Source organism: Pseudoalteromonas aquimarina (assembly GCF_049257255.1).
Taxonomy (GTDB): domain Bacteria; phylum Pseudomonadota; class Gammaproteobacteria; order Enterobacterales; family Alteromonadaceae; genus Pseudoalteromonas.
This window is the reverse complement of sequence record NZ_JBMMUG010000005.1, coordinates 334178-358476: the sequence shown is the minus strand read 5'-3', so window position 1 is coordinate 358476 and position 24299 is coordinate 334178. Positions and strand designations below refer to the sequence as shown.

The 24299-nt window shown below is 39.9% G+C and carries 20 protein-coding genes; 8 read left to right on the top strand and 12 right to left on the bottom strand.

Features of this window, described 5'->3' with window-relative positions:
- The first annotated feature begins 65 nt into the window (after window positions 1-65).
- Both AAEU29_RS14875 and AAEU29_RS14870 read left to right on the top strand, forming a co-directional pair.
- Window positions 66-1373, top strand: coding sequence for an alpha/beta hydrolase (locus tag AAEU29_RS14875; RefSeq protein WP_421974054.1), 1308 nt, complete (start codon window positions 66-68; stop codon window positions 1371-1373).
- A gap of 112 nt (window positions 1374-1485) precedes the next feature.
- Entirely contained in the window at window positions 1486-2571 is a 1086-nt protein-coding gene (locus AAEU29_RS14870) for a GGDEF domain-containing protein (protein ID WP_421974053.1), read from the top strand.
- A 25-nt stretch (window positions 2572-2596) separates the two neighbouring features.
- On the opposite strand, the gene AAEU29_RS14865 is transcribed toward AAEU29_RS14870, so the two are convergent.
- The 6 genes from AAEU29_RS14865 to AAEU29_RS14840 all read right to left on the bottom strand — a co-directional run bounded on the left by AAEU29_RS14865 (window position 2597) and on the right by AAEU29_RS14840 (window position 7419).
- A complete protein-coding gene (locus AAEU29_RS14865) occupies window positions 2597-3091 on the bottom strand; it encodes a YcxB family protein (protein ID WP_421974052.1) in 495 nt (164 codons plus the stop codon).
- Between the two features lie 6 nt (window positions 3092-3097).
- Window positions 3098-3997, bottom strand: coding sequence for a prenyltransferase (locus tag AAEU29_RS14860; RefSeq protein ID WP_421974051.1), 900 nt, complete (start codon window positions 3995-3997; stop codon window positions 3098-3100).
- A 10-nt stretch (window positions 3998-4007) separates the two neighbouring features.
- Window positions 4008-4772, bottom strand: a complete 765-nt coding sequence (locus tag AAEU29_RS14855; RefSeq protein ID WP_421974050.1) for a substrate-binding periplasmic protein — start codon at window positions 4770-4772, stop codon at window positions 4008-4010.
- 100 nt (window positions 4773-4872) lie between these two features.
- A complete protein-coding gene (locus AAEU29_RS14850) occupies window positions 4873-6144 on the bottom strand; it encodes a hypothetical protein (protein ID WP_421974049.1) in 1272 nt (423 codons plus the stop codon).
- The gene (locus AAEU29_RS14845; protein WP_421974048.1) at window positions 6131-7018 is read right to left on the bottom strand and encodes an ABC transporter ATP-binding protein; all 888 of its coding nucleotides are present in this window, start codon (window positions 7016-7018) and stop codon (window positions 6131-6133) included. The genes AAEU29_RS14850 and AAEU29_RS14845 overlap by 14 nt, the downstream gene beginning before the upstream one ends.
- 2 nt (window positions 7019-7020) lie before the next feature.
- Window positions 7021-7419, bottom strand: coding sequence for a GntR family transcriptional regulator (locus AAEU29_RS14840; RefSeq protein WP_372766618.1), 399 nt, complete (start codon window positions 7417-7419; stop codon window positions 7021-7023).
- Between the two features lie 66 nt (window positions 7420-7485).
- On the opposite strand from AAEU29_RS14840, the gene AAEU29_RS14835 reads away from it, so the two are divergent.
- Window positions 7486-7806 (top strand): DUF4144 family protein, encoded by a 321-nt coding sequence (locus tag AAEU29_RS14835; protein WP_421974047.1) that lies wholly within the window; start codon window positions 7486-7488, stop codon window positions 7804-7806.
- Here the strand turns inward: AAEU29_RS14835 and AAEU29_RS14830 are convergent.
- A complete protein-coding gene (locus AAEU29_RS14830; RefSeq protein WP_421974046.1) occupies window positions 7803-9794 on the bottom strand; it encodes a winged helix-turn-helix domain-containing protein in 1992 nt (663 codons plus the stop codon). The genes AAEU29_RS14835 and AAEU29_RS14830 overlap by 4 nt on opposite strands.
- Before the next feature lie 163 nt (window positions 9795-9957).
- Between AAEU29_RS14830 and AAEU29_RS14825 the strand changes: the two genes are divergently transcribed.
- The gene (locus AAEU29_RS14825; protein WP_421974045.1) at window positions 9958-12192 is read left to right on the top strand and encodes a DUF5916 domain-containing protein; all 2235 of its coding nucleotides are present in this window, start codon (window positions 9958-9960) and stop codon (window positions 12190-12192) included.
- 185 nt (window positions 12193-12377) lie between these two features.
- Here AAEU29_RS14825 and AAEU29_RS14820 read toward each other — a convergent pair whose 3' ends face one another.
- The 3 genes from AAEU29_RS14820 to AAEU29_RS14810 all read right to left on the bottom strand — a co-directional run bounded on the left by AAEU29_RS14820 (window position 12378) and on the right by AAEU29_RS14810 (window position 15573).
- On the bottom strand, window positions 12378-12641 hold the full coding sequence (locus tag AAEU29_RS14820; protein WP_010561357.1) for a hypothetical protein: 264 nt from the start codon (window positions 12639-12641) through the stop codon (window positions 12378-12380).
- Between the two features lie 93 nt (window positions 12642-12734).
- Entirely contained in the window at window positions 12735-14621 is a 1887-nt protein-coding gene (locus tag AAEU29_RS14815; RefSeq protein ID WP_421974044.1) for an ATP-binding protein, read from the bottom strand.
- Window positions 14614-15573 carry an ABC transporter substrate-binding protein gene (locus AAEU29_RS14810; protein WP_421974043.1) on the bottom strand — a complete coding sequence of 320 codons (960 nt, stop codon included), beginning with the start codon at window positions 15571-15573 and terminating at the stop codon, window positions 14614-14616. Before AAEU29_RS14810 ends, AAEU29_RS14815 begins: the two co-directional genes overlap by 8 nt.
- A gap of 198 nt (window positions 15574-15771) precedes the next feature.
- On the opposite strand from AAEU29_RS14810, the gene AAEU29_RS14805 reads away from it, so the two are divergent.
- Window positions 15772-16512: a helix-turn-helix domain-containing protein gene (locus AAEU29_RS14805; protein ID WP_421974042.1), complete on the top strand. Its 741-nt coding sequence runs from the start codon at window positions 15772-15774 to the stop codon at window positions 16510-16512.
- Window positions 16513-16567: 55 nt separating this feature from the next.
- On the opposite strand, the gene AAEU29_RS14800 is transcribed toward AAEU29_RS14805, so the two are convergent.
- On the bottom strand, window positions 16568-16987 hold the full coding sequence (locus tag AAEU29_RS14800) for an MAPEG family protein (protein ID WP_421974041.1): 420 nt from the start codon (window positions 16985-16987) through the stop codon (window positions 16568-16570).
- 94 nt (window positions 16988-17081) lie between these two features.
- On the opposite strand from AAEU29_RS14800, the gene AAEU29_RS14795 reads away from it, so the two are divergent.
- The gene (locus AAEU29_RS14795) at window positions 17082-18074 is read left to right on the top strand and encodes a GlxA family transcriptional regulator (RefSeq protein ID WP_421974040.1); all 993 of its coding nucleotides are present in this window, start codon (window positions 17082-17084) and stop codon (window positions 18072-18074) included.
- 345 nt (window positions 18075-18419) lie between these two features.
- Here the strand turns inward: AAEU29_RS14795 and AAEU29_RS14790 are convergent, their stop codons facing one another.
- Window positions 18420-19694, bottom strand: a complete 1275-nt coding sequence (locus AAEU29_RS14790; protein WP_421974039.1) for a Xaa-Pro dipeptidase — start codon at window positions 19692-19694, stop codon at window positions 18420-18422.
- Window positions 19695-19882: 188 nt separating this feature from the next.
- On the opposite strand from AAEU29_RS14790, the gene AAEU29_RS14785 reads away from it, so the two are divergent.
- Both AAEU29_RS14785 and AAEU29_RS14780 read left to right on the top strand, forming a co-directional pair.
- Window positions 19883-21031, top strand: a complete 1149-nt coding sequence (locus tag AAEU29_RS14785; protein ID WP_421974038.1) for an efflux RND transporter periplasmic adaptor subunit — start codon at window positions 19883-19885, stop codon at window positions 21029-21031.
- A 9-nt stretch (window positions 21032-21040) separates the two neighbouring features.
- The gene (locus tag AAEU29_RS14780) at window positions 21041-24169 is read left to right on the top strand and encodes an efflux RND transporter permease subunit (protein ID WP_421974037.1); all 3129 of its coding nucleotides are present in this window, start codon (window positions 21041-21043) and stop codon (window positions 24167-24169) included.
- Window positions 24170-24299: the final 130 nt, after the last annotated feature.

The following is a 24299-nucleotide window of genomic DNA, read 5'->3' as shown; positions in this document are numbered from 1 at the left end:
TCAGCTTATCTTGTAAATTGAGGTAGTATTTTGTTATTCCAATAAAAATCGAAAAGGTTGGTTTGATGAGTAACGTATTTAAAAGATTAGGCATTTTGCTACTTTTTATAAGCAATAATAGCTTTGCAAATTGTTTATCCCAAAGTACAGATGTTAAGTTAATCAACCAATCTATCGCTGAGGGTAGTTATCGATTTTTAGTTAAATCTGACGTTGCTAAGGTACTGGATTTATCTGACCTTACTTTTAATGATTACTTAACTCAAACTGAGCAACAAATTATTGCGCTTAATCCGCGTGCTAATGTGCCCTGCCCAATTAACAATTATGTTTTAGCCCAGCAAAATATTAGCTCACCAACCATTGCTGATTTAGTAAAACCGTATCAATTAACACAACCACATAGCCAAAAAGTAGTGGTGCTATTTCATGGTTTAACCGATTCACCGTACAGCTTTCATGACTTGTCTGCGTTTTACCATCAACAAGGTTTCAATGTACGCACAGTGCTATTACCAGGTCACGGTACCGCTGCTGAGCACTTACGCCACGTTGATTACAAAGACTGGCAAGCGATTGCAGCGTTTGCTATTGAGCAATCACTTAATGATTTTGAGCAGGTTTATTTAGGCGGTTTTTCAACAGGTGCGGGCCTTATTTTAGACTATATGCAAACGCGCACGTCACTCGATGAAAAACTTGCTGGCGTAATGCTCTTTGCGCCTGCAACAAAAGCTAAAAATTCAATGTCATGGCTTGCGCAGTACATTGATTATATTCCTTTTTTAAATTGGCTCGACAAAGACGCCGATGTTGATTTTGCCAAGTATGAATCGTTTCCGATTAATGCGGGAGCCCAAGTACATTTACTAATGAATGAAGTGTATCCACTGACAAAACAGCACACCACGCATACTGTACCTATGTTTGTTGCTGTGCCTGAGCTTGATATGACGATTGAAACTAGCGCAACACTTGATTTATTAAAGCAGTGGCAGCAAAGAGCGCCTTCACCACTGACTTTAGTGTATTACGGTGAGCGCAATAATTTAGCCACGTTCAAGGCTTTTGATAAGGTTAAGCTCGTAACACCACAATGCCAAACGGAGTGCGACACGCAAATTCAAATGGCGCATACCGCGTTACCAAATGCTGCTGAGAATGTGCATTATGGTGAAAAGGCTGGTTATCGAAATTGCGGCCATTACTTGGGTGATTTAGCAAAATACAACGAGTGTAAAGTGGTGAGTGGTATCCATGCATCTGAAATTACGCCATCAGCAAAAGAACAACATACAAGTTTTAAGCGATTAACCTATAACCCGTATTACGCGCAGCTAACCGAAGAACTAGCTCTATTTTTAAATAACTAAGCAAGTTGGGTATTAAGTTAACGCTTTTTATACCCTTTCTTGAATATAGATTAGACTGAAAGCTATCGCTTGGTTTACTTTACGCAACTTTTTAAAGATAAAAATAATAACAATGCAGCATAATAACTCACATAGAACAGATTGGTGGCGCAACTTTATTGAAGTTGATGGTTTACACAGTGCTGAATTAAAACGCCGAATTTTTTCGTTTTTGGCAATGTCAGGTATTGCCTTAGTGGTGTTTTCAGGGCTATTGCTAGCAAACTTTCAAACCTACCCGTGGCTTTTAAGTATTACTTTATTGGGCGCACTCATTGCCGTATTTATTAATGTGGTGATTTACTTTAGTACCCGCCAACTTAAGTATTGCAGTATCGGCATTGCACTTACGGTATTGCTGTTAAGTATTTTGTTGGTTTACACCGGAGGCAAAGAAAACACCGCGCTTTATTGGATTATGTTTTACCCTGTTGTGGTATTTACCATGCTAGGCGTGCGCTCGGGGCTTTTATTAACGGCGCTTGCTGTAAGTGCGATTGTTTTTCAGCTATATGGCCCTGATTTTGGTCAAGCAAACTATGGTCAAACTGAAAAATCTCGCTTTCTATCAGGTTTTTCGTTAGTGGTGTTATTTGCTTTTATAAGTGAGTATTTCCGCGATAAAAGTCACCAAGCAATTACCAGCATTACCTATAACCAGAAACAAAAAGCTAATACCGATGCGCTTACAGGTTTACCAAATCGCCGCTTTATCGATGCTATCTTATTAACCAAAATGGAAAGTGCGACATCTGAATTCTTACCAATGACGGTAGTTATGTGTGATGTTGATCGCTTTAAAGCAGTTAATGACAACTATGGTCATGACATTGGTGATAAAGCACTAATGCACATTGCAAAGTTGATGCAAAATCAGCTGCGTTACTCTGATGTGGTGGCGCGTTACGGTGGCGAGGAGTTCATTATTTGTTTGCCACATGCATCAATGCGTCAGGCAGTACAAATAGCCGAAAAACTAAGAAAGAATATTGAAGATCACCCGGTTAATCTAGATAACGGCGAGCAGCTTTCACTTACGGCGAGTTTTGGTGTGGCTGAAGTACATTCAGTAGTTGCGTTTTATAATGCGGTAAAACAAGCTGATGAGGCGTTATACAGTGCAAAACGTAATGGACGAAATCGCGTTGCGACAGCATAAAAAAGCGAGCTATTAGCTCGCTTTTTTAATGAATAATATCTACTTGATAAACCGCAAGGTGCTCTTCAATAAAACGCTCTGTTTCTGCAGGCATAAAGGCTTTAGAAAGATAAGTTTGTTGGCCTTTGTAGTTAACAAATATCATGCCTTTTGGGGTGTGAATGATTTGTTTTATCTGATCCCATTCAAGTAGCGATTCGGTATACGGGTTTTTACTTTCAATGCCATCACCATTCATGGTGATGGTAACGGTTGAATTAGACGCCCTGCTCCACATTTGGCGCGCCAACCACCATGGGCGGCGGTAGTAAAAACTAATAAACTCTAAAACACCTAAACCAACCATAATATAAGGTGCTACGCCACCCATATCAGTAAAGATAATTAATCCCATACCAATACCGATAAAACTCCCAGCAAAACCGTATTTAGGTGATTGATGTGGGCTGTGTGGTAGCGATTCATCAAAACATTCTTCAAGGTAATTTTTATCGAGTGTAAATTGGTAACTAATGGTCATTGGTATTTAACTTTTACTCATAAATAAAGCGAGAGATAACATCAGCGGAGTTAAGTTTGCCGCTGCGGCAACTAAGCCCATGGCGGGCAAATGCTGCGCAATATTATCGCCTAAACGGTACAAGTATACCAAGGAAATCAAGCAAAGTCCGAGCGGCAGCAATGTAATCAATGCAAGTGTTGGCAATAAATTACTTGCAACGAAATAGAGTAAACAACCGATGGCAGCGAATAAAGAAAGGGCAAATACCTGTCTGGCAAATGTAACGCCATAACGAATCGCAAGGTGGTTTCTACCAACGTTTTTATCTGCTGAAATATCAGGAAACTGATTTATTAGTAATAAATTATTGGTAATTAAAAATGGCACTAAGGTGATAGCCAACAAAGAAAAATGCCACTCACCAGTTTGCACCACAAATGCCCCAATTGGCATTAAAACAGCAAAACCAAGGCCAGGTGCAATAAAGCAGAGCCATGGGTGCTTATTTAAGAAATTGGTATACGTGATAACAATAAGCAAACCTAAAATACCTATTGGAATAAGCGACACACCAACAGTTACAATAAAAAATACGCCAATGGCTAACACCACTGTAATGGCGATAATCGCTAGTTTCTTAACATAGGTGGCTAAATGAGGATGCTGTTTTAATAACCCACTGCCGCCACTAAAAGGCGTGCGATTGGTGTTTAAGTCTAAGCCACTTTGAAAGTCTTGATACTCATTGATGGTGTTAACTGCAATTGCAGCAAATGTTGCACCTAAAATTGACAGTGCCGCAAACAGAAAATTAATGTGAAATCCAAGATAATTACAATAGGCTAAGCCAACAAGGCAAGATAAAGGTGCTAAGGTGAGAAATGGTGGCCTTATCGCCGGTAGCGCGGCAATGTAGTTGTTCATAAGACAACTCCTAATGTAGTTTATACTCTTCCTTAAGTGCTAAATGCTGTTCTTTTAACTTATCTAAACTGCTTTGAAATGCATGCACTATTTCGTCAGGTGTATCTTTGCTAAACGCAATGTAATCATCAATCACGTTAAGTAATAGAATACGTTGAAATTGTTCTGTGCCAAGCTTTCTTTGATTTATCGCAGCATTTAACCCTGATTTTGAAATTGCCATTAAATCAACTCGTTTGGCTTTAAAAAGCGCTAAAGCATCATTCATGCTTTTGGCCGCGAGAATTTGCTCGGCTGGAAAATCTGTTTGGTTTATTAAACTTTGCGTTACATCGTTACGAATTACCGCGATGGATTTATCATAAACTTGGGCGATATCGGTAATTAATAACTGCGAATCTGGCTGCGCAATAAGGTAGTACTCAGCTGTAAATAATGGCCCTACCCACTTAAATTTTGCTGCACGATCAGCAGTTTTGGACATGGCAAATAGTGCAGTATTAGTTTTATGAGTGATTTCTTGATAACCGCGCGCCCAAGGTACCACTAAAATTGGCTGTTCGGTGATTCCTTGGTCTTGCCAAATAAGCTTTAACATATCGACAGACAAACCAATCAGTTTTTCGTTGTAGTAATAACTTGAGGGTGGATAAAGCTCGGTATAATAAGTGATTGGGTGAGTTTTTTCAGATGCAGTAAGTTGCGTTACCAGCAATAAACAACCTGAAAGTATTACTAACCAATATTTTAAACTACAAAAACGAAAAAACTGCATTGTACTACATAATTCACACGACCTTTTTCTACTCTAGCTTATTGAATTCATGAGAACAATGCATTTAATCTATACAGTTTTGACCTAGCGCTAGGTTTCTTTAATTTATTATTCGCTCAAGCGGTTGACGGGTAATAAACTGTTGAGTGAAATAACGAATCAGCCCCGCTGTAATTAATACCGCAATACAAATCAAATAAATACTAAGCTGCTCGCTAACATAATGCACTAAGCCAAAAATACCTATTTCAAAGCCACAAATTATTGTGAACAATAAAATGTTTTTCGCATTAATACAGCCATTAAAGAAAACCAGTAATAATGGTGCAAAGGCTAAAAATGTTGCTGTTGCAAAGAGTGTTAAAAACGCTATTTTGATGGCAGCATCAAAATCTTGTTTAAAGAGAGTAATAGCAATAATTGTTGCGAAAATCAGTAAAGTGTTTCTTATTACCACTTTATCAAAGCTATAAATAATGCCTTTAATTACGCTTTGCTTATCAACAAAACAGTGCGCTATTGATTTTAGCTGATGCTTTAACTGCGAAAATTCCTGATAGACCGGAAACTGACAACCAATTACCAAGGATAACAATAAAAAACTCACTAATATTTCGTTATCGTTAGTTGCTAATAAAAAGGCAAAAATTGCAGCAAAGTAGCCGCCCATATAGCCCATTTTTGTTTGTGGGTAACACACTGCCCAAGCGATATCTTTGTTAAATGATTTTTTAAATTTAGCGGTAAAGGTTGCTAGCTTCCCATTCCACCATATCACTGATTGGCGATCTGTTAGCATCATTGACTTACTGCTTATTGAAGCACGCTTTGATGAATTAAATTCTGAGTAAATGACGTAGCAGCAGCTTGCGATAATGATTAATTTAGCTACCTCATGAATTGTTTGAAACATCATGGCAATGAGTAGCGCCGAGCATGCTAAGTTGCGTAAGATATTGTATTTCAAAGACGATGAACTGTTCACAAACAGGCCAATAATTGCAAAGCTGATAGGCAATACAAGGTAGTGCAGCGCGATTTCACTGGTAAAAGTAATATAAAGACTCATACATAGCGCGCCTATTACAGTTACTGTCAGCCCCGCTTTCAGAATGGAATACCGATACACCTCGTTAGTGACCCAAAGGTAATGTGCTTTTAACTTTTGCAAGCCTATACCCAGCATAAAACCCAAAAATAATGAGGGTAAACAAGTCATTAATAAATACGTTTTAATATAACGAAAGCTTGATGGATCAAGCGTTTTTTGTTGCCATAATACGCTAAACACAACGGATAGAATCAACAAAAATGGCAGAGCAATTGTGCCACTACGCATTAAAATCAATGCATTTGATTTAAACAAATTCATTGGCCACCTCTAAATACCAGTCTTCTAAGTTCATTGGTTGAATGGTGGCGTCTAATCCATAAAAAGCGCACCACTCTTCAATCGGCTTTTTCAAAGGTGCAATAATGCTGGTGGTTGTGGTTTCGCCAAACTGTTGAATCTTGCTAATACTTGCATCTTTTTCTAACAGCTTGGTTTTGCTGCTATTGGCAAAACTGAGCTTGGCGATGCTTGCTTTTAACTCGTCTAGCTCGTAGTAATGACGAATTACACCAAATTGCAGTACAGCTACACGATTTGCAACACGCTCTAAATCCGACACAATATGAGTTGAGAAAATCACTGTGGTGCCATGCTCGCAGCAAAGATCTATCACTTCTTTTAAAAATGCTCGGCGCATATTAGGGTCTAAGTGTGCAACAGGCTCGTCTAAAATGAGCAGCTCTGGTCGTATTGATAATGCTTGCACAACATCGAGCATTTGCTTTTGGCCGCCAGAGAGTTTACTGATCACTTGCTCATCACTGATACGCCAGCGTTTTAGTAGGGTTTCACAATAGGCTTTATCCCAACTTGGGAAAAATTGGCAAATATAATTAAGGTATTGCGACACCTTCATCCAATCAAATGCTGAACTGGTTTGTGCAACATAGCCTATTTTTTGCTTTTGGCTTTGCGGTAACTCGTGCCATGAGTAGCCCCACAATTTTATTTCGCCTAACTCTAATTCGCGCAAACCCATAATCGACTCTAACAGAGTACTTTTACCGGCGGCATTTTTACCTAATAAACCTACAATATCGCCTTCGTTTACTTGCCAATTCAGTTTATCGAGTACACGGTGGCTGTTATAAGATTTTATGGCTTTTTCTATAGTGATTATGGGCTGTGTCATGGTTACGTCCTGTTGCTAAGAGCCGAAAGCGCATCTTGAATTAGTGTTATTATTGCGTCGTCAGAAAGCTGATTTTGCTTTGCCAATTGAATAAACTCGTCGCGTTTAGCAAGTAGCGACTCACTGTAATTACTAATATTGTGTTGCTCTGCCACCAGCATACCTATGCCTTTTCGTCTTTCTAAAACGCCTTGTTGCTCCAGCTGCGAAAATGCTTTTGAAATGGTCATGGGGTTCACTTGTAAGCATGAGGCCATCACTCGCACCGATGGCAATTGTTGCCCCGGTAATAATAAACCCGCACGAATGCCTTGCTTGGTTTGCTCCATCACTTGGCGATAAAGCGCGCTCGCTGCTTGCGTGTTTATAGTGTAAATTGCATGAATTAATTCTATGCTCATAGTGTATTAGTAATTTAAAGGTGTATTAATACACTAATACAGTTCAAAAATAAGTCAATATTTAATATGAAATTGATAGAAACACTTAGCTATCCCGTTGTGATTCATTATTGCGGCGATGATGAATTGGAATATGTTGAAAGCATGCAACAACTCCAGAGCTTATTGGGAAGTTTTGTTTGTGATGATGCACTGATTGATAGCCAAGGTTTTCGCTACCTCTGTTTGCATAATGGCGAGTTTAGTAAACCGAGTGCATTCGAATTAGCTGAGTTTGAATTGGTGCTGCAAAAGCACGCCTTTGCATTAGCTAATTGCTGTATTACTAAAATGCGTTTTACCAGCTTTGATGAAGGAATCGCATTTGTAAAAGAAAGCCTCGGTTAAAGCGCTTGTTTTGGCTCTGGCGATAAACGCTTAATATCACCCTCTATCGCTTCCATACGGGCAATTGTAAGCTGCTCATATGGGTCAATATCAAAATGCCAAATTAAATTACCCTGCTTCACTAATTTAATATCGCTGGGGTTTGCCAAATCAAGACGCCAAATTTTATCTTGTTTTGACCAAGAAGACTGCCAATACAGCGCATTGTTTTTGATGCGAATATTATGCAGCAAATTGGTTTGTTCATTACTAAGCTCAGCAAGTTTTTCACCCTCAAGTGATAAATCGACTTTGCTGAAAAGTTGATGCTCTTGCAATATTAGCCAGCGGTTGTTGTGGCTATCGTAATAGGCAAATTGGGCATTTAAGTCGATGCTTTTTAGCATACGGCCTTGTAAGTCATACAGTTGCACTTGTGAGCCGTCAAAGGCGTACACGGTTTGCATATCATACCAACCGGTATTTTTTATAGTGCTATTAAGCTCAGTGGTAAATTGCAAAATTTGGCTCTTGCGATCATATAAAGCCAAATCCATATCACGATTTGATAACAGCATGCTTAAATCAGGGCGCCATTCTAAAAACTTAACGTATTCATAGCCTTTGTGATTCGATAAGCGAGTTACTTTGTTGTCGGCATGCAAATACACTTCACACACACCACTGCGGCGCGACATAAACGCGGTTTCGCCCAGGCTGTTACTCACAGGTAAGTAATCAATGCTTGAGGTTGAGAAAATCGGTAAGTTGTCTTTATCGCGAATATTAACCTGCCAACTCTCAATCGCAGTGTAAATATCGCCATATTTATCGATAGATGCACTGGTAAATAGGCCTTGAGCGGTGTTGTAAATAGGGTAACTTTGGCCATCGCGATGGGTCGCAATTAAGTTATGACGTTGGCTTTCATCGTTACTAATAATTGCGCCATTTTTTGGGTTGTACGCAACAAGCCAAACTGGGAATGACCAGCTTAGGGCTTCTTTACCATCAAGCGATACTAGTTTGCTGGTGTGATCTATGTAATTAAATAAGAAGTAAACACGGTTATCCCAAGCTGAAATTGCGCCTTTATATTCAGCTTGCGCAGGTCGCTCAAGCGGCATAGGGATCAGTTCTTCGGTGCCAATGCGGTATAAATAGGGCACTAACGTACCTTGTTGTAACACGCTTAAAATCAACTCGTCATTAGATTTCCATACGGGAGGCTTTGCGGATTCACAGGCGATACCTTGGGCTGTATGGCTAGTTGCACCTTGTGGCGAAATAATTGAAAGCTCGCATCTATCTTCAATAAATTGCCAATAGGCCAATAATTTACCTTGATGTTGCCAAGCAGGAAAACCGACGCGGTGGGCAAAACTGCGATTAAATAGCATTGCGCCTTGTTTATCTGTGATGGTGAGGGTTTTGATGTCTTTAATATAAGCCATTAAATCGTGTTCACGATGCACATTTACGTCAAACTCTAAGCCAAGCTCATAACTCACATCATGTAACTGATAGTGGGGGATTTCGAACTCGGTTTCCTTGCTATTAAAAAAAGCCCATACGCTAAAGCAAACAATTAATATTGGTAAAGCAGCGACAAGAGGATGAATTTTACGCCCGCGCGGTAGGGTTTTGACAGCAGGGGTATCGTTAGAAATTAACTCAACCTCAGCAATAAAACAGTAGCCTTTTTTTGGCACGGTTTTAATAAATTTAGGATTGCGCGAACTGTCGTTGAGTAATTTACGCAGTTTTGTTAACAGCTGATAAAGGCTGTTTTGTTCAACAATGGTATTTGGCCATAAAGCACTTTGAATCTGCTCTTTTGAAATTACTTGCTGTGCATTATTTATTAACATAGCAAGCAATTGTGATACTTGTGGCTCAAGTTTTTCTATCTGGCCTGTTCGCCATAGGCATAGCTCGTCTTTAGCTGCATTGAATTCAAACTCTGCAAATCTAAATGTACCTTGTTGTGGCTTTTGAGCGTTTTCCATAGCGGTTGAACATGCCTTTTGTTGATTTAACAACAAAAATACGGTTTTGCAGATTAAAGTCAATAAATATAAGACTTCTAGCAGCTTTATTAAGAAAAAAATCAGCTTTTTTATCACCTTTTTCTGCTCATATGTAATGCAAATCAACCGCAAATGAGCTGATATGAAAACACCGTTAATTTACTCTTTTACGCTTGTAAGTTTTGCAACAATGGCTGAGCAATCAGCGATTATATTAGATGGCAAACTTTCAGAGCCTGCATGGCAAAATGCCACGCAATACAGCACCTTTTATCAAGTTGTGCCTGCCACGTTATCTGAACATAAAAATAAAGTGGAGGGGCGTGTCTATAGCGATGAAAAAGGCATGTACATCGGCATGATCAACTATCAGCCGGCAAATCAAAGGCAAAAGCAATACAACCTACAAGATGGCTTTATGCAAGCTGACTTTAACCGCTTTGTGGTTGATTTCTCTGGCGATGGCAGTGGTGCGTATTTATTTGCTGTAACCTTAGGTGGTGGTATTCAAGATGCAGTACTCACGCCACAATTAGCAACCGACTATGATTGGGATGGCGCATGGCAATCTGCGTTTTATGAAAGCGAAGACTTTTGGTCAATTGAAACTTTTATTCCATGGCACGCCGTATCGTTTCGTCATAAGCAAGATGAAAATGGGTATTCACAAGTAGGTGTGTCGCTACAGCTGTATGATTTAGCTAAAAACTATATTTATGGTTCGCAGCAACAAACCACAGGTAACAGCGACTTCTATATTGAAATGCCTAAAGTACAGGTAAAAATCCCGCAAAGCCAACAGTGGGCGTTTGTGCCTTATGCAAGCTACTCAAACAATTTGGTGGCGAATGATGGTGAAGCAAACTTAGGCTTTGATTTAGTGTACAAGCCGAATCACCACCAAAAATTAAGTGTGGCAGTGAACCCTGATTTTGGTCAGGTCGACAGTGATGAAGTGGTGCTTAACTATTCGGCTGTTGAAACACTGCGAACTGATAAGCGCCCATTCTTTACCCAAGATATCAGTGTGTTCAGTATTCCGTCTGAGCGTAATACCAAATTAATTCATACGCGTCGTATTGGTGCGGGCAGTGATGATCAAAGTGAACTAATTACACCAATTGATGTGGCTGCTCGGTTTGTGCATCAAGGTGAAAACTTGCAATTGGCAGGTTTTGCTGTTGCGGAAGATAATTTAGATTCAAACGCTGGCAAAGATTTTTATGCAGGGCGTATTAATTACACCCAGCAAACAGCGCAGCAAAACTGGCAAACTGGTGTGCTGGCGACCAAAACTAAGCGCCCATGGTTAGATAGAGATGCCTATAGTTATGCTTGGGATAGTCAGTATCAAAGTGATACTTGGTCAGGTCAAATTGCATTAATGCACACGGATATAACCGATAAAGGAGTAAGCACACAAGGTACTGGGTTATCGCTTAATGCAAAGTACCAATTTAGCGTAAACACATCAATATCAGCTAATTATTTAAGACTTGATGATAGTTTTGATAATAACGATTTAGGTTATAGCGAACGTAATAATTGGCGTGCCAGTGAAATCAACTTTAGTCATGCTATCAACACTGACAATAAGTGGTTTAACCGCGTACTACAAAAAGCCAGTATAAATTATCACACTGATGATAACGGCCTAAAACTCACTAATAACCCGCAATATTTAGTGAATTTAAACTTAGAAAATGGCGGCCAATTTGAAACCGTTATTAATTATTATGCTGGCGCATGGCATGACAACTTAGGTTATGGCACAGATGCTGTCTATGTTGATGATAATTGGACAACGCGTTTTATGTATATTAGCCCGTATACAGGCATGTTCAGCTGGGCGGCGAGTTATCAAAACGATCAAGAAGGGTTGAATGGCCGTGCTGATCAGTACGCGATTGATCTAACCTTAATGCCACATCCAAATTGGCGCGTTGTATTTAATAATTATTTTCGTACCGGTGATGGTTGGCTGGTTGCTAATCAGCACAATATGATCACTGAATATGACCGAGACTATTACGCCAACTACATCAAAATATCTGGTTTGATAATGGACAACTTAGAGTTTAGCTCGACTTTCCAGTGGGCGAGCTTAAAGGCGAAAAGTAAGGATGTTTACCGTGTGTTTGAAGGAGGCTTAATTTCGCAACATAGCGATACCAGTTTTGATGATTCGCGCTTTAATTTGCAACTAAAACTGCGCTACAAAATGGGGGCGTATTCTGATGTGTTTTTGGTTTATGGCAGAGGCGGTAACGAGTTTATTGAACGCGATTTAACGCAAAACCGCTTTGCAACTTTAGAAAACAGTTGGCAACAGCCAGATCAGGAATTTGTAACCTTTAAAATACGATACCTTTTTTAACTAAACTTTTTTGCTTTTTTCTTGCCTCTTGCAAGTTTTATCCAAAATGCCAGTTCAAATAACACACCTAATATAATTACCAAAAAAGTACCACTTTGAAATGAAACTGTATAAAAGAATATGGCAGTGATCAGCAGCGCCGCTAAAATTAGGTAGTGAGTAACAGTTGAAAACATATTTAGTCCTTAAGCGTTGGCTTTAAATAGCAACTGATTTTGGCCTGCTGACTTTAAATAAAAGCGAATTTCCTGGCCTAATCGTGTGGTTACCTGGCTGATAATAAAATCACCCATTTTTTCAAGCTTAGCTAAGTAGTTAGTGCGATTTTTAAATGATTGCTTAATTAAGGTTTGCTTTTGTCCGTTGATGTAAAGCTTTGCATCCTGCTGATCATTCTTTGTTAAGCGTATTTGCTGTCCAGCTAACACTAATTTGTATGTTTTAAGCATAATGTCTCCTTAATTCGTTAAGACTAGACTAAGCAAAAATTAAAAATGATGAGCTTAAAAGTGTTTAAAGGCGATTTGGGGTGATAACTGGTTTTAGTCGTGGCGTTTTGCCCACAGGTTAACTTTGTTATGTAACTCTTTTTCCACCAGAGGCTTAGATAGAAAGTCATCCATTCCTGCGGCTAAGCATTTATCTTTGGTTTCGCTTTGATTGCTTGCGGTAAGTGCAACGATAGGCGTAGTAATACCCATTTGGCGGATTTGTTTAGTGGCATCAAAACCGTCAAGTTCGGGCATTAAACAATCCATCAAAATAATATCAAATGTGCTTTCTTTTGCTTTAGCAACAGCTTCAACACCATTGTTGGCAGTGGTTATGGTGTGACCGGCTAACATTGCTTTTGCAATATGTTGATTTAGAGGCACATCATCAACTAATAAAATATTGGCATTTTCGACTTTAGTGAGCTCACAATCAGCTTCAGTGTTAATAATAGGTTTTTCAGCTTCGTTGCAGGGTAAGGTCACGACAAAACGAGAACCTTGGCCTAATTTACTAGCTACATTTATGGAGCCGTCCATTTGTTTAACAAGGGCATTGCAAATTGCGAGTCCTAAACCTGTGCCACCATACTTACGTGTGGTACTGGCATCTGCTTGGACAAATTTGGTAAATAAAGAGTCAATTTGTGATTCACTTAAACCAATACCCGTATCGACAATTGTAATAGTAAGAATATGTTTGCCAGGAACGTTATTTTTCAAATCAACAGACACCGACACAGTACCTTTATCAGTAAACTTTATTGCATTACTGATTAAGTTAATGAGTACTTGTTTAACACGCACATCATCCAGCGCTAGGTAAGTGGTTTGTTTGGTATAGTTGGCAATAATACTAACGTCTTTTTCCATTGCTGAGGCATTAAACATATCCACTACATTTTTCAGCATTTGGTTAATTTCACAAGGTACAGGGTGAAGTAATAATTTGCCTGCTTCAATTTTTGAAATATCTAAAATATCGTTAATCGTTGCTAATAACTGTTGTCCGGAGCTTGTGATTACATCGAGGTGTTGTTGTTGTTGTTGCTCTGTCATTTTTGTTTTACCAAGCAAAGTAGCTGTACCTAAAACGCCGTTGAGAGGTGTACGAATTTCATGACTCATTACAGCAAGAAAGTCCGACTTGGCTTGCATTGCCTCTTGGCTCTTGTTGGTTTGCTGTTTTAACGCGGCTTGTTTCTTTAACAAATTTTCTATTAAGGCGTTATAGGCATTTACTAGTTCGCCAATTTCGTCGCTGCGTTTTAAATCAACTTTTTTAGGTTTACGAGACTCAATACCCGCACGAATTGCATTGAGCAGTTGATAAATCGGCACAATTGCTTGCGAACGGATGGCGTAAATACTAAGCGCCATAGTGATCGAAAAACCAAGCAGTGCAGCAAAAAATATGTATTGATTAGAAAGGGAAATATAATTGCCTAGCTGCTTTGTATTAATTACTAATATAGCCACCATGTCTTCAACGGCGCGTCGATCCTCTGATACGGCTTCAAAATTAGTTAGGTAGATAAGCTGTTTATCAAAATAGTAATAATCGGCTGATTGATTGAAGTTGAGGTTATTAAGCAGATGACTGAATTTAAAATGAGAAGAGGTAAACGATTCACCGACCAGTTCACCTTGGTTACTAGCCAAAATAATGCCTGAGTTTGCACGCGCAATTAATACGTGATCAACGGCATTATTTGCACCTATGGCACTGGTAATACGTTTAAAATTAGCTGGACTAATGCGATTGGCTGTTGCAACAACAATGCTTTCTACAATCAGCTCGGCTTCATGTTTGAGCATTGCTTTGGTAAGTTGTGTTGCATTTTGTTTATTAAACAATACTAGCCCTGCTAAAACAGCAATATAAACTATGCTGAGAAACAAGGTTATGCGTTTACCAAGCGTTAATCCCTTAGTCACTTAGTGTACCTATTTTTAAATACTGCGGAAGCTGTGCGCAATCAAATTCAATGCTGTTTGTGTCATTAAGCACAGCACACACTTGCTGCATATTGTGTTTTAATCCCTGTTCAGATAATAGCGTTTTTTGCTCGGCAGCCGCTAATATTTTTAAGTCTGTGAGTGCTGCCGCAAATTCATCCGCATTAATGCCTTCACGTTTTGCCATAATGCTGTTCGCTTCAAGAGGGTGCTTTTCGGCGTAATCTAATGCTGCTTGCCACACTCGATGAAAGCGGTTTATCCAAGTTGGGTCTTGCTCTAATAATTCACTCGATACTGTAACCACATCTAAAATTGTTTTAGGAATACTACGAGAGTTAAAAACCATTTTTACATCATGGTTATTTTGTAACAAATTTGCATAGGGTGGATAGGTGACGTAAGCGTCAATAAGATCTTTATCAAACGCTTCAGAAGCATCAAGCTGCTCAATGTTTAGCATATCAATGTCGTTTAATGTCAAATTATATTTTGCTAACGCTTGATGTAAAAAGAAGGTGCCTAAAGAGCCAAGCTCAACACCGACGCGTTTATTTGCAATTTGGCTAAAGTCGGCGATATTTGGCTTTGCTAAAATCATATCACCCCCATTAGAGTAGTCTGCAACAAGTACAATTGAAATTTGCTTTTGGTGTTTTGCAGCAAGGGTGACGGCTTCAATCATAGTGCTGGTCATAGCATTGGCTTTGCCTTGTCGGAAATAACGTTTAACTTCTGCTAGGGAAGGCGCTTCAATAATTTCTACATTTAATCCTTCTTTTTCATATAACCCTTTTTCTTTTGCAAGATATAAAAACTCGTACCCAGGCCAAGGATTTATTGCCAGCTTAATGGTTGGGTTGGCGGGTTTAGAGCAGGCACTTAGCAGTAAACACAATGTGCCTATTAAAATAGCGTTAATTCGATCCATTTTTAGCCTTCGTCTTTTGCTTTTTTATTTAGTATAGAAAACTTGTTTATAAGTGGTATAAATCCAAATAAAAATATGAAATTCTTCAATATTCTAAAATATTCAGCTGTTTATTATTCAAGGACTAGCCAAGAATAAGCACGTTCGCAGGCCAGCAACAAGCATTATTAACGTGTTTAACGCATTAAGGAATATACAATGACATTAGGTGAAAAGTTAAAACAGTTAAGGCAAGAGAAGGGGCTTAGTCAGCCTGAATTAGCCACTGAAGCAGGTATTGAACAATCGTATTTATCAAAATTAGAAAATGATAAATCGCTGCCATCCAATGATATCTTACGCAAAATTCTCGCGGCGTTTCAGGTGTCGCTTGCTGATTTAATGTCTGACGAATTAGTGCAAAAAGACATGTTACGGCTAAAGCAAATACCCGATGTTGAGCAATATTTGGCGCAGCAGTCACAAAATCAATTTATAAAACGCCGTAATCTATTATTAGCAGCCAGTATTTGCATGGTAATTGCTGTTACGCTTTTCTATACCGGAAAAAGTAAATTACTCTTTAATGAGCATGTATATCAATATGAGTCTTTGGGTGTGATTTATGACAACGAACCAGACTCAATGTTTACAAGGTGGTCTATAGATTATTTCCCTCACAGATATAACGACAACGCGAGTGAGCAAATAAAACAAGAGTATCAAAAGTTAAAGCTAGAAATTGCAAGGCGGTATCATAAAGAATATCAACTCACTTCTAATTACTTAGGTGAGCAATACAGGCAACAAGTTGATGGTGGACGCAGAGTTTATAAATACACTGACACGGTTGATTTCGTTCAAGCAAGATCGATCAATGGCTGGTTTCAAATTTTTGGAGTTTTGTTATTTTCCATAGGCATTATGGGCTTTGTACTTGAAAGGCGGTTGTTTAAATAACACCATAGGAAAACCCCGAAAGCACTTAATAGACATTAAGTGCTTTTGATAACAGTTAGAATAAACGACTTATTAAAAAAGTAAGCCACATAAAAAGCAGTAATAAAGCGCTTAAGCCAAAAACAATGGTGCGCCTTTTTATATTGCGGGCGCTAAGGTGCTCGACCGAGTGCCAAAGACGCAGTGCTACATAAAGCCATGCAGCAATAATCCATGCTGTACCTTGAATGGTATTGAGTGCCAAAAATGCCAACAACACAATAAACAAAATTGGCTGTTGAAACTGATTGTCATAACTGCGTCCTGCCAACAAAATATCAACAGGCATTGCACTGTAATCCAAATTTTGAACTACTTTGTAATCTAGCTGATTATTTCGAACTGCTTTTATGCGCTTAGTAGCGGCATAAATCAGTATTGTGAAGGTGTGAAGCACAATGGCTAAGATCGGTCCGTAAATCCAAATGGTGTGCATAAAAACTCTCCTATTTAACGTTTGCAGCCTAGTTTAATAGGTAAAAGCTTGCTATAAAGTGTCTTAACTGACTAAAAAAGGTTAAATAAAGACAATGCACAAAATAGGTATATTGATTAATCAAGGCGTGATGGCAACAGCAGTAACGGGCGTGATTGATGTGCTCAATGTCGCAAATAGCATTTATAAAAAGCGTACTGGCGCAAATGCAGATGCGTTTAGTTGGCAGCTAATTGGGGTCGATAAAAAATATGTCGAGTCGAGCCAAGGTTTAGTGTTTAAAGCCGATGTATGGCTTGAAGAAACCAGCGAATTTGATGTTGTTATTTGGCCTGGTAGTCAGTACCGCAGTGACCAAGAGTTATGGCAATTGTGTAAAAGCTTAACGCCGTTTCATCCGCATATTAAAAAGCTTGCTGAGAGCGCTGAACTTGTGATGTCAGGTTGTACTGCGGTACCTATGTTAGCGCATACCGGCTTGCTAAAAGAGAAAAAAATTACAGCGAGCTGGTGGCTAGATAGCTTTTTTCAACGTCATATTAAAGGCTGTAAACTCGATACCAGTGAAATGCTAAGACTAGACGGCAAGTTTCTTACGTGTGGCGCAACATCGAGCTTTTTGCTATTAACTTGGTATTTAGTGCGCCATTACTTAGGCAAAGATATAGCTGATACTGTGGCGCGTTATTTACTGATCGATACTGAGCAAGTAAAACAAAGTGCGTTTTTTGCTTTGAATGATTTACCTGAACATAACGATAGCGAGATGCGACAACTGGAACAATGGATAAGTGATCATTTAGAAACCAGCATTGATGTTTCAACCATGGCGTATAAGTTGAACATTAGTGAGCGTACATTAACGCGTAGATTTAAAAAGTTATTGGGCGTTGCGCCAATGCAATATGTGCAAATAGCCCGCATAGAGCGCGCCTGTGGTTTATTAAAAACAACAAATAAAACGGCGCAGCAAATAGCACTGAGTTTGGGTTATCAAGATGATGCAGCTTTTCGTAAGCTGTTTATCAAACATAAAGGCATCGGCATGGGTGAATACCGCCGCAATCGTGAGTTTTTTGAATCGTAAAAAAGGGGCATCTGCCCCTTTTTTAATTAGGGTCTGTTGACCTTTCAAGTTCGTTTTTGCAGCAGTTTGATTGGGTTTTATACAAGGCAGAGGCTGCGTGGCATAGTTATTCTATGTGAGCCAGCCGATAACACAGTAGAAAATCCAATCAAGCGCTGCCGAACGGTTCTTTTGAGCGCACTTTTATCATTGTTACCTGCATGGATGCAGGTAAGGGGCGTTAGCAGGACGCGGAAGCTTTGCTCGATATTCGCTTAGATTGCTAGGCCACACATCGAGCGCCGCGATAAAATCACGCTCAAAGAGAACAAAAATAGAACAGCAAAGATCAACAGACCCTAACCGTTATTTAATTAAATTGATTTCGACCTTGCCATCTTTAATCACTAAGTCGACTTGCTCTAACGTGCTAATGTTTTCGAGAGGATTGCCTTTAACAGCAATCACATCTGCAAATTTACCCACATCGAGCGAGCCTAATGAATCTTGTTTTTTAAGCATGGTTGCCGCATTGATGGTAGCAGCTTGTAATGCTTGCAGTTCGGTCATACCAAACTTTACCATGCGACTAAATTGATGACCGTTATCGCCGTGAGGGTAAACTCCTGCATCTGATGCAAATACCATATTTACACCTGCTTTAACGGCTTTGGTAAAGCTAGCGCGTTGACGAGAGCCAACTGTACGCTCTTTATCTAGGCTTTCTTCTAAAATGCCGGCTTTTTTGCCTTCGCTAAGAATGTACTCGGTGTTGTAAATATCCATTGAAAAATAAGTGCCTTTTTCAAGGGCTAGCGCAATCGCTTCATCGTCAACAAAGCTCACATGCTCAACTGAATTTACACCTGCTTTAATCGCTGATTTAATACCCTCAGTGCCATGGGCATGCGCTGCTACCGTTAAACCACGTAAATGTGCTTCTTCAACAATGGCGTTCATTTCTTCTTGTGAATACTGCTGAGCACCCACTTTAGTGCCTTTTGAAAGCACCCCGCCAGTTGCACAGAACTTAATTACATCCGCGCCGTATTTTATATTTTCGCGCACTTTTGCACGAACCGCCCAAGGGCCGTCAGCCACACCTTGGCTGGTGACAGCATGTTCATGGGTAAGTAAATTATTATCACAATGACCGCCTGTAACACCTAAGCTTGGGCCTGCAGCAAAAATTCGCGGGCCTGGTACATCACCATCACGAATCGCATCTTTAAGAGCAATGTCAGCATAACCGGGTGCACCTAAGTTGCGTACTGACGTAAAGCCAGCTTGTAAGGTGCGTTTTGCGTTTCTTACGCCGGTAATAGCCGAGCGTTGCGTTGTACGCTGAAGGCGTTTATAACCATGTACATGCGCATCACTTGTAAGATGCACATGCATATCAAAAAGGCCTGGCAATAAAGTGTAGCCCTTTAAATCCATGACTTTGGCATCACTGGCATAGGCTTTGCGATTAGTTTTACCAACACTGATGATTTTATTATCTTCAATTACTACGGTTGCTGGTTTGATTAATTTACCCGTAGTGACATCAAGTGCGGCATCGGCATTAAGCACTAGTTGGGCTGCGCTGGCTGAAAAGCTGCAAAGTGTCGCTAGTGCGATAAGTGAGCGTTTATACATTTTTTTAAACTCCTGCTGATTTTTTAGTGTTATCCCACAGCAATAATAAATAGTGAAGAAAAACGCGATAATTAACACATTTAAAAATCTTTTTGCGAAATATAAACGTAACATCAAGAATATAGCGCTAAAATTATGAATAATTTTGCGTTATATTTAGCGTGCATAAAATCAACAGGAAGTCATAAATGAAAGCGTTACTTGTCAAAATTTTCATACCCATAGGTATTATTATTTTTGGAATGGTTGGATTTAGCCTGATAAAGGCAAGTGCAGCAGATGATGGTGACAAGAAACCTGTTGATACCCGCCCAACAGTCAGTGTTAAAGCGCTAAAAGCGGTTGAGCATCAAGTGATACTTACCAGTTTTGGTGAAGTAAAACCACTCGAAACCACCCGTTTGGCTGCACAAGTGTCTGGTGAAGTAACTAGCTGGCACAAAAATTTTGTGGCAGGTGGCTTAGTTAAGCGTGGTGAAGTGTTGTTTTCGATTGAAAAAGACAACTACTTAGCTGCGTTACTGCAAGCCGAAGCTGCGTTGACTAGCGCACAAGCGGTACTAATTGAAGAGCAAGCAAAAGCACAAGTTGCCGAAGATGAAGCAAAGCGTTTTCCAAACAAACCGCGTACCGATTTATTTTTAAGAAAGCCGCAAGTATTAAGCGCCCAAGCCCAAGTTAAATCTGCACAGGCGGCGTTAATGCGTGCACAGCGCGACCTAGAAGATTGCGATGTGAAAGCACCATATGATGCACTTATCATTTCGCGCGAAATAGGTGTAGGCCAGTTTGTAAATAAAGGCACGCAAGTGGCGCAACTTAATAACATTGAAACAGCTGAAATTATCTTACCGATAGCGGGCTTTGATAGCTTATTTTTACCAACTCCTTTGGCTGAAACGCCGGTTAATATTTCTTACAAAGGCATTAACAGTTTTGTTCGCCAAGGCAAAATTGCTCGTGATTTAGGGGTGATTGATAGTGCAACTCGCATGAGCCATATCGTGGTGCAAGTCGATGATCCTTACAACCTTAAAAGCAGCGGTAGTGACCTAAAATTTGGCAAGTACGTTGAAGTATCGTTTGCTGGAAAACAACTATCTGAAGTGTTCAAATTGCCACAAGAACTCGTTAACAATCGCACGGTGTGGGTAGTTGATAATGAACAAAAATTACAGGCAAAAGAAGTAAATGTACTGCGCAGTGAAGGAGCCTATTTCTTAATTGATAAAGGGTTAGCAAACGATGAGCAATTGGTTCTGACGCTACCTGAATATCCGCAAGTAGGCATGGAAGTAAAATTAGCCGCTAGCAATGCAAGTGATGGGCTAAAGTAAGGACTCGCCATGACAGATAAACAACAATCAGGCCTAATTGCTTACTTTGCCAATAACTCCGTTGCTGCCAACTTAATGATGTTTTTCATTATTTTAATGGGCTTCGTGAGTTATTTAACGATTCAGCGCCAAATGTTTCCAAGCATTGAAATTAACTACATTACCGTCAATGCAAATTATCCAGGGGCCTCGCCGCAGGAAATTGAAGAAGGCATTTTAATCAAAATTGAAGAAGCGATTAAAGATATCACCGAAGTGGAAAAGGGGATTTCTCGTGCCTTTCGTAATGGCGGTAGCCTCACCCTTGAAATTGACCCAGATAAAAACTTGGCTGAAGTGCTTGATAAAGTAAAGCTGCGCGTAGACGGGATAGCAACTTTCCCAGCAGGCATGGAGCCGGTCACTGTATCGCAAATTGAGTTTCAACAAGACGTTATTAATATGGCGTTGGTAGGCGATTTACCGCTTACGCAATTAAAACCAATTGCCCGTCAAATAGAAACTGAATTACTACAATTAAAAAATGTGTCGTTAGTTAATCTGAGCACACCGGATGATGAAATAGCGGTCGAGATCCAGCCAGATCAACTGCGTAAATATAACCTCACTTTAAATCAAGTAAGTGATGCAATTCGCCGTTATTCTGCCAATATTTCTGCTGGTCAGTTGAAAACGGATTCAGGTGTTATTTCCGTTCGTGTAGAAAACCAATTTTACAAAGGCGATGAGTTCCGCCAAATACCAGTCAAAGTTGGCAGTAATGGCGCTAAGGTTTTGCTAGGCGATATAGCGGAGATAAAAGATCAATTTGTTGAAGGCGAGCGCTATTTCAAAATGTCGGGCGCCAATGCAATTTCATTGTCTGTAAAGGCAACCAAAGATCAAAACATGATTCCAGTAGCGGAATCAGTGAAAAAATTTATTGCTGAGCGCAATAAAACACTGCCGCCTGGTGTAAAACTCGAAACCATCGTTGATATGACGTACTACTTAAACGCACGTTTGGATATGATGTTGAAAAACCTGTTCCAAGGGGCTGTACTCGTCGCCTTAATGCTGAGCTTATTCTTGCGCTTTAAGTTAGCACTGTGGGTTATGGTGGGTCTACCAGTGTGTTTCTTAGGTGCGATGATGATGATGCCGATGGTTGGCGTTAGTATCAATATTGTGTCGTTATTTGCGTTTATTATGGTACTAGGCATCGTAGTAGATGATGCCATTGTTATCGGTGAAAGTGCTGCCAGCGAAATAGAGCGTTCTGGCCCCGGGGTTAACAGTGTGGTGCGTGGGGCGCAGCGAGTCGCTACACCTGCCACCTTTGGGGTGTTAACAACAATTGCGGTCTTTGCGCCATTTACCTTATCCAGTGGCCCTGAGAGCGCGTTTTTTGTCAGTATCGCGGCTGTGTCTATTTTATGTTTAGTTTTCAGCTTAATTGAGTCAAAACTAATTTTACCTGCGCACTTAGCACATACTCATTTTAGTGATGTAAAACCAAATGGTTTTAGAGCGAAATTTAATGACCGTTTCTTTGGCTTTGTGAACGGACCTTATCAGCGCTTTGTTCTAAAATGTGTTGAATGGCGCTACGCAGTATTTGCCGTGTTCTTCGCACTATTGATGATCAGTGTTGGCTTGCTAGCCGGTAATTATGTTCGTGTAGTACCAACGCCAAAAGTACCCCATGACTTCCCGACAATTCGTATTGAAATGAATGACAATGTGTCTGATACGCAGACTATTTCAGCATTACAGTCGATAGAGTCTGTGATCATGCAAATCGATAAGCAAACACAAGCTGAAAGCGGGCAAACGATGATCCGCGATATGTTAGTGTTCAACCAAGGACGTACTGAAGGGCAGCTAGTAGTTCCTTTGGTAGATGAAGAGTTAAGACCTTACAACACGTTTGAGCTTTCGCGGCGCTGGCGTGAAGCGCTACCAGAAATTCCGGGGCTTAAATCAATTAACATTCAAGATGATGTGAATGGTGGCGGTAATGATGGTGAGTTTGGTTACTTGCTATTTGGCCCTGATATCGAAACCTTAAATGCCGCAGGGCGTCAGTTTATTGCGATGCTACAACAGCAAAAAGGCTTATTTGATATTAGCTCTACTATCGATCCTGCCAGCAAAGAAGTGCAAATTAGCCTAAAACCAGTGGCGTACGATTTAGGACTTAATCTTGCCAATATCGCAAATCAGGTGGGCGCGAGTTTTTATGGTGGTGAAGCACAGCGTGTTATTCGTAATGGCGAAGAAGTACGTGTAATGGTGCGTTACCCTAAATTAACCCGTGAAGCCTATTCATCACTTAAATACACAGTAATTACCACGCCAAATGGTAAAGAAGTGATGCTGGGAGATGTAGTTGATCTCGTTGAAAAACCGGGTATCAGTTATATTCGCCGTGAAGGTGGGTATCGCAGCGTATATATTTGGGGCGCGATTGATGAAGAAGTAGTAGAGCCTGATGCTGTGGTTAAATCGGTAAAAGAAGAGCTGCTGCCAAAACTAAAAGAGCTTTTTCCAACGGTGAAATCAGAACTGGGTGGTTCAATTGAAGAGCAGCAAGCACAAGCAAATGAGCAAAAGCTGTTTTTTATTGCCGGCATGTTTATTGTTTATATACTACTTGCGGTGCCGTTGAAGAGTTATTTCCAACCATTGATTATTATGTCGGTGATTCCGTTTAGTATGGTTGGTGCAATCTGGGGACACTTCTCATTTGGTTTAGATATTTCATTAATGTCGACCTTTGGTTTAATAGCCGCAGCGGGGGTGGTGATTAATGACTCTTTGGTTATGACCGACTTTGTTAATCAAATGCGTGCCCAAGGCGCCTCAATCAAAGATGCGGTGACTAAAGCTGGTTGCGCACGTTTTCGTGCCATAACACTAACATCAATTACCACTTTTGTTGGTGTATTACCGATTATGTTTGAAACTAGCCTGCAGGCGCGCTTTGTTATTCCGATGGCTGTTGCGCTTGGTTTCTCGGTGCTTTTTGCCACCTTGGTAACCTTGGTGCTTGTCCCTTGTATGTACCTAATTTTACAAGATATTGGTAATGTATTTGCGGCACTTTTGAATAAGCTGCGAGGAAAAAGCAAGGCTAAAGTGAGTTCGCTAAGCTAATAAAATCCTTAATAAAGCCCTAATTGCTAGGGCTTTTTTTTAACCTAATGAAAATGTTTAATAATCATCTCTGTTGCTAGCAAATCAATTTTCCTCGACTACACTTTTTTTAGAACATCTAAATTGCGGC

What these genes read in the sequence shown, in the direction of transcription:
- AAEU29_RS14875 (WP_421974054.1), top strand. Translation starts at nt 66, where the DNA reads ATGAGTAACGTATTTAAAAGATTAGGCATTTTGCTACTTTTTATAAGC.
- AAEU29_RS14870 (WP_421974053.1), top strand. Translation starts at nt 1,486, where the DNA reads ATGCAGCATAATAACTCACATAGAACAGATTGGTGGCGCAACTTTATT.
- AAEU29_RS14865 (WP_421974052.1), bottom strand. Translation starts at nt 3,091, where the DNA reads ATGACCATTAGTTACCAATTTACACTCGATAAAAATTACCTTGAAGAA.
- AAEU29_RS14860 (WP_421974051.1), bottom strand. Translation starts at nt 3,997, where the DNA reads ATGAACAACTACATTGCCGCGCTACCGGCGATAAGGCCACCATTTCTC.
- AAEU29_RS14855 (WP_421974050.1), bottom strand. Translation starts at nt 4,772, where the DNA reads ATGCAGTTTTTTCGTTTTTGTAGTTTAAAATATTGGTTAGTAATACTT.
- AAEU29_RS14850 (WP_421974049.1), bottom strand. Translation starts at nt 6,144, where the DNA reads ATGAATTTGTTTAAATCAAATGCATTGATTTTAATGCGTAGTGGCACA.
- AAEU29_RS14845 (WP_421974048.1), bottom strand. Translation starts at nt 7,018, where the DNA reads ATGACACAGCCCATAATCACTATAGAAAAAGCCATAAAATCTTATAAC.
- AAEU29_RS14840 (WP_372766618.1), bottom strand. Translation starts at nt 7,419, where the DNA reads ATGAGCATAGAATTAATTCATGCAATTTACACTATAAACACGCAAGCA.
- AAEU29_RS14835 (WP_421974047.1), top strand. Translation starts at nt 7,486, where the DNA reads ATGAAATTGATAGAAACACTTAGCTATCCCGTTGTGATTCATTATTGC.
- AAEU29_RS14830 (WP_421974046.1), bottom strand. Translation starts at nt 9,794, where the DNA reads ATGGAAAACGCTCAAAAGCCACAACAAGGTACATTTAGATTTGCAGAG.
- AAEU29_RS14825 (WP_421974045.1), top strand. Translation starts at nt 9,958, where the DNA reads ATGAAAACACCGTTAATTTACTCTTTTACGCTTGTAAGTTTTGCAACA.
- AAEU29_RS14820 (WP_010561357.1), bottom strand. Translation starts at nt 12,641, where the DNA reads ATGCTTAAAACATACAAATTAGTGTTAGCTGGACAGCAAATACGCTTA.
- AAEU29_RS14810 (WP_421974043.1), bottom strand. Translation starts at nt 15,573, where the DNA reads ATGGATCGAATTAACGCTATTTTAATAGGCACATTGTGTTTACTGCTA.
- AAEU29_RS14805 (WP_421974042.1), top strand. Translation starts at nt 15,772, where the DNA reads ATGACATTAGGTGAAAAGTTAAAACAGTTAAGGCAAGAGAAGGGGCTT.
- AAEU29_RS14800 (WP_421974041.1), bottom strand. Translation starts at nt 16,987, where the DNA reads ATGCACACCATTTGGATTTACGGACCGATCTTAGCCATTGTGCTTCAC.
- AAEU29_RS14795 (WP_421974040.1), top strand. Translation starts at nt 17,082, where the DNA reads ATGCACAAAATAGGTATATTGATTAATCAAGGCGTGATGGCAACAGCA.
- AAEU29_RS14790 (WP_421974039.1), bottom strand. Translation starts at nt 19,694, where the DNA reads ATGTATAAACGCTCACTTATCGCACTAGCGACACTTTGCAGCTTTTCA.
- AAEU29_RS14785 (WP_421974038.1), top strand. Translation starts at nt 19,883, where the DNA reads ATGAAAGCGTTACTTGTCAAAATTTTCATACCCATAGGTATTATTATT.
- AAEU29_RS14780 (WP_421974037.1), top strand. Translation starts at nt 21,041, where the DNA reads ATGACAGATAAACAACAATCAGGCCTAATTGCTTACTTTGCCAATAAC.